We start from the raw sequence: 5120 nt of genomic DNA, 5'->3' as shown, positions 1-5120 counted from the left end.
AATTTGTTCCGCGTAAAATCGCCCCCAAAAAAATTGCTTCCTCTAAATCGGTAGCCGACAGATCTGCCCCGGACAAATTAGCGCTAGTAAAATCCGCTTGGGTTAAAATCGCCCCGACAAAACTCACTCCCCGGCCATCGACACCGCGAAAATCCGCCCCGGACAAATCTAGATGATTAAAAACCGCCCCGGCTAAAAAAGCGCCGGCCAAACTTGCCCCAGTCACGATCGCATCGAGGAGAATTGCCCCGCGTAAATCGGCATTACGAAAATCTGCTCCCCTTAAATTTGCCCCCGTCAGGTCAGCACCGCGTAAATTTGCCCGTAAATTCGCCCCGGCTAGGTCTGCACCCGCTAAATCAGCCCCTGACAAGTTCATGCCCCCTAAATCTTTTATCTCACCCCGACGAATTGCTAATAAATCAATACTGGGAAAAGTCATGTTCAGCCACGGTTAAATACTGTAAAAATATCTTAGAATATTCGTAAACCTTTGTTAAGAAAGCGCTCCATGTCCCTAGAGCTATTATCCCTAGAAAATATTGAAGAAATCGCCCACCAATACGGATACTGGGCAGTATTTATCGGTATCACCCTCGAAAATACCGGGATTCCCATCCCAGGAGAAACCATCACCATTGTCGGCGGCTTCCTTGCCGGTAGCGGTGATTTGAACTATTGGTTAGTTTTAGTCAGCGCAATTACAGGAGCAGTTTTGGGTGATAATTTTGGCTATTGGCTCGGTCGCGCTGGAGGTTGGCCGTTTTTGTTAAAAGTTGGCAAATTCTTTCGGATTCCGCCTCAAAAACTAGAATTAGCCAAGGAACAATTTAGTAAAAATGCACCCCGGGCGGTCTTTTTCGGTCGCTTCGTGGCTTTGTTAAGAATCTTTGCAGGTCCAATGGCGGGAATTGCCCGAATGCCCTACGGTCGCTTTTTCCTCTGTAATCTGGGCGGAGCAACGGTGTGGGCGACGATTATGGTGACATTATCTTTCTTTTTAGGCCGTTTGTTCCCCTTGCACCAGTTAGTCAGTTCTATGGCTCGTTTTGGTATCTTGGCTTTAATTATCGTCCTAGCCTGGACAATTATTCACCCCATCCTTGAGTCACGGAAAAAGGTGGCTTAAGTCCGTCATTTCAGTTATCAGTTATCAGTTATCAGTTATCAGCTTTTGAAGGCAAGAGGCAAAAGACAGAATCTGACAATTCTCCTACCTAAAAAGAAGGTTATAAACTAGGCACATCAAAGCTTTTAGCTATCCCCTGGAAAGGGAGGCTTGTTACCTCATTCTTGACGGGGAGCCATTCATGGTGTTAATATAATTTTGTCCCAGATCGCAACTATACATACATCAACGGTGATTGCCAAAAAGATTACTTTTTCTAATGGATTAGAATGTTACTACAGTAGTAGCAAAGAGGAAACAGAATACATTTTTTCGGAAATATTTACTGAAAGGCAATATGAAGGGCATGATATCGTCATCAAAGAAGGCGATGTGATCTTTGATGTTGGAGCCAACATTGGTCTATTCTCTATTTTTGTCAAGGGAGTTGAACCAACAGCAAAAGTTTTCGCCTTTGAGCCAATCAAGCCAACTTTTGAGGTTTTGCAAAAAAATATTCATTTGCATTCTTTAGAGGATGTTGTTTTATTTAACTGTGGATTAAGTTCGGAAAATAACCCAGCAAAAATCTTTACTTTTTATCCCAATATGTCTGCTAATTCAACCACAAAGCCAGAGGATACCCTGGCTGAATTAGAAGATATTCAAGTGGATCAGAATTACCCAAAAATAGAAAATTTGTTTGAAGAGTTTTTCCAAGAAAAAGAACAAGTAGCCTGTGAAGTAAGAACTCTATCCTCGGTAATTAATGAACTCGGTATTGACTCCATCGATTTACTGAAAATTGATGTGGAAGGAGAAGAATACGAAGTATTTGAAAGCATCGAAGCTAAAGACTGGCCAAAAATTAAGCAAATAGTGGCTGAAATTCACGATCAAAAGGGGCGCTTAAAACAAATAAGCCAAATGCTGACGGATAATGGCTTCAAAATTCAACTAGAAAAAAGAGACTTGCTACCTTCGACATTCGTGGATATTTTCCATTTATACGCTGTGCGTTAGGGGTTAAATTTTTATTGTCAAGGTTAATCTATTTTTCCAGAAAATTGGTTAATAACTGACTGAAACGTTGGGCAACAATCGGCGCATCAAATTCTGAAACTTTCGCTCTACCTGCCTTCCCTAAGGAACGAGCTTTTTCTGGATTGAGAAGCACTTCCGCTAATTTAGTCGCTAAATCTTCGGCATTTAAGGGATTGGCTAATAGACCTTGTACACCGTCTTCAATCAACTCCGGTGTCGAGGAGGAACGACTGGCGACAATCGGTTTATAAGTGGCCATAGCTTCTGCAAAAACTAGGCCAAATCCTTCTTGCAGACTAGGTAAACAAAAAACTTGACAATCAAGATATTCTTGGATCAGTTCTTGATAGGAAAGATAGCCGAGAAAAGTAACATTTTGCTCTAAATTGAGTTCTTGTGCCAGACGGCGTAAATTATTCCATTCAGGACCTTTGCTGGCAATTCTTACCTCCACATCAGGTATTTGACGGCGGAGAATTGCGGCGGCGCGGATCAAAGTGACAACATTTTTGCGGGGATACTGGACACCGACACAAAACACCGTCGGCCTCCTCTGCTCGCGGTTTCTTTCCTCATACTTGACCGAGGCGACCGCTGCATCCCAACCTTTAAGATCAATTAGAGGATGAACAATCTCGATATTGCCATCGTACTGATAAAGTTGCTTGAGTCTAGTACGCGAATATTCACTGGTAGAGATGACCAGATCCGCACGATGGACGCTCACTTTCTCGGCCTTTGCCATCAATTCTAAGGAAGTTCGCACCCAACCCCGCTCAAAGGTAGCTTCATCGGCAATAATACCGTGAATATAAACGATAAAAGGGACTTTCAGGCGATCGCTGATGGCGTAACCATCCATATCGTAACCCACCACCACATCATAGTGGTCAAAGCGACGGGGATCGAGTCGCCAATTCCAAAGAAAGCGATGCGCCATATAGCCTAACGGCCCCGATGCTTTGGTTGGCGAGAAGACATCAACCAGATGACCCTGGGAGCGCAACTCGTCATTCAGTTGGATATTGGTGACGAAGGTACCACTTCCGAGCTTGACATTTTGGGGAGTTGCTGTGATGATTGCTATCTTCATTTTTTGTCAAAGTTTATGGCAGCGGTTGGATGATGATGGGAAAATCAGAACAAATAAGATAGGCGGGAGTGGGTGCGAATCAAATCTTGATTTTCCCTGATAACATTCTCAAAATCTATGGACGAACGGATATCCTCGCGTCCGTTAGCTTTTTTCGTCAAAACGATGAAATGTCCGTATGGAGTATTAGGATGTTAGAAAACAAACGCAGATTGATTAATTATCCATAGGAAAGCGGTTATCAAAAATAACCGCTTCTGCAATTTTCCAAGAATCTCTTTAACGTTCGCGGCGCCCGAAGTTTTTGCGCTCACCGCCGCCACCACCACCAAAATTATCTTCTCTGGGACGAGCTTTGTTGACTTTCATCTGTCGTCCCATCCATTCGGCCCCGTCAAGAGTTTCGATCGCTTTTGCTTCTTCCTCATCGGAGGACATTTCCACAAAACCAAAACCGCGCACTTTACCAGTTTCCCGATCTACGGGCAAGTAAACGCGAACAACCTTGCCGTATTCAGCGAATACACCGTGCAAGTCCTCTTTCGTGACTTCATAAACCAGATTACCAACGTAAATCGTCATGGATTGTCTCCCAATATCACAGCCATTTCGAGAAGGAGATCGGACACAACCCAGTCAAGGCCATCAGGGAAAAACCGCTTCTGTTTGAAACCAATGCTGCTACCGAACCTAACTACTCTCTCTAAACTAGCATAGCTTATCAGTGATCAGTAGGAATATGGAGTATTAAGTGAGCAGTATTATAGGGCAGTTTTCTGCTTTCTTTTCACTGATTACTGATTACTGTTTACTGATCACTGATTAGGGTAGCCAAGGATATTGACTAAAATCGGGGGGACGTTTTTCGAGAAAAGCCTGTTTACCTTCGGCTCCTTCGGCGGTCATATAGTAGAGTAAAGTGGCATTGCCTGCTAACTCCTGTAAACCCGCTTGACCATCACAATCAGCATTAAAAGCCGATTTTAGGCAGCGAATCGCCAAGGGACTTTTTTCGAGAATTTCTAAGGACCATTTAACCCCTTCCTGCTCTAATTCCTCCACCGGGACGACATGGTTAACCAAACCCATTTCTAACGCTCGTTGGGCGTTATACTGCCGACAAAGAAACCAAATCTCGCGAGCTTTTTTCTGACCCACTACCCGGGCCAGATAACTAGAGCCAAAACCGCCGTCAAAACTGCCCACTTTTGGACCGGTCTGGCCAAAAATGGCGTTATCCGCTGCTAAGGTTAAATCACAAACCAAGTGTAAAACATGACCGCCCCCGACCGCATAACCCGCCACCAGCGCGATAACTACCTTGGGGATGGAGCGAATTAATTTCTGTAAATCCAGCACATTGAGCCGGGGTACGCCATCATCGCCAATATAACCCGCCTGACCGCGCACCGTCTGATCGCCGCCGGAACAAAAAGCATATTTGCCGTCGCTGTGGGGACCTGCACCCGTGAGCAATACTACCCCAATGCGCGCATCCTCGCGAGCATCACAGAAAGCGTCGTAAAGCTCAAAAACTGTCTTCGGACGGAAGGCATTACGCTTATGGGGTCGATTGATGGTAATTTTGGCGATTCCCCCCCATTTATGGTAGAGAATATCCTCGTAGGTTTTTACGGATTGCCATTCAACGCTCATAGTCTCGGTTATAGGCACAGCTTTTTTACCTTACCTCATTTTGTCCCCCACTTTGAAGCGGGGAGTGCCAGAATAGGGGAATGGATAGTTGACGGACAAGGTTTAAAGCTGATTCCCTTCTTGATGTTTTCTGAGTATTTATTCAAAATAAGTAGCTGGTTATAATTAAATTTAAAATGGATTTGAGGTTCGATCCCCCCTGCCCCCCTTGATAAGGGG

General features: G+C 44.5%; 6 protein-coding genes. 2 read left to right on the top strand and 4 right to left on the bottom strand.

Annotated elements, in window-relative coordinates; all coding sequences use genetic code 11:
• A partial coding sequence (locus IQ242_RS16310; RefSeq protein WP_193960684.1) for a pentapeptide repeat-containing protein occupies window positions 1–442 on the bottom strand: 442 nt, incomplete at its 3' end.
• A gap of 69 nt (window positions 443–511) precedes the next feature.
• Between IQ242_RS16310 and IQ242_RS16305 the strand changes: the two genes are divergently transcribed.
• Window positions 512–1129, top strand: a complete 618-nt coding sequence (locus IQ242_RS16305; RefSeq protein WP_103112561.1) for a DedA family protein — start codon at window positions 512–514, stop codon at window positions 1127–1129.
• A gap of 231 nt (window positions 1130–1360) precedes the next feature.
• Window positions 1361–2131 (top strand): FkbM family methyltransferase, encoded by a 771-nt coding sequence (locus IQ242_RS16300; RefSeq protein ID WP_193960683.1) that lies wholly within the window; start codon window positions 1361–1363, stop codon window positions 2129–2131.
• Between the two features lie 28 nt (window positions 2132–2159).
• Here IQ242_RS16300 and IQ242_RS16295 read toward each other — a convergent pair whose 3' ends face one another.
• From IQ242_RS16295 to menB, 3 genes are all read right to left on the bottom strand, one after another.
• Entirely contained in the window at window positions 2160–3245 is a 1086-nt protein-coding gene (locus IQ242_RS16295; protein WP_193960682.1) for a glycosyltransferase family 4 protein, read from the bottom strand.
• A gap of 279 nt (window positions 3246–3524) precedes the next feature.
• Window positions 3525–3827 (bottom strand): RNA-binding protein, encoded by a 303-nt coding sequence (locus IQ242_RS16290; protein WP_193960681.1) that lies wholly within the window; start codon window positions 3825–3827, stop codon window positions 3525–3527.
• 240 nt (window positions 3828–4067) lie between these two features.
• On the bottom strand, window positions 4068–4901 hold the full coding sequence (gene menB, locus IQ242_RS16285) for a 1,4-dihydroxy-2-naphthoyl-CoA synthase (protein ID WP_193960680.1): 834 nt from the start codon (window positions 4899–4901) through the stop codon (window positions 4068–4070).
• Window positions 4902–5120: the final 219 nt, after the last annotated feature.

Source organism: Microcystis sp. LEGE 08355 (genome assembly GCF_015207185.1).
Classification (GTDB): Bacteria; Cyanobacteriota; Cyanobacteriia; order Cyanobacteriales; family Microcystaceae; genus Microcystis; species Microcystis panniformis.
The sequence above is the reverse complement of the archived record's forward strand: the minus strand, read 5'-3'. Positions and strand labels throughout refer to the sequence as shown.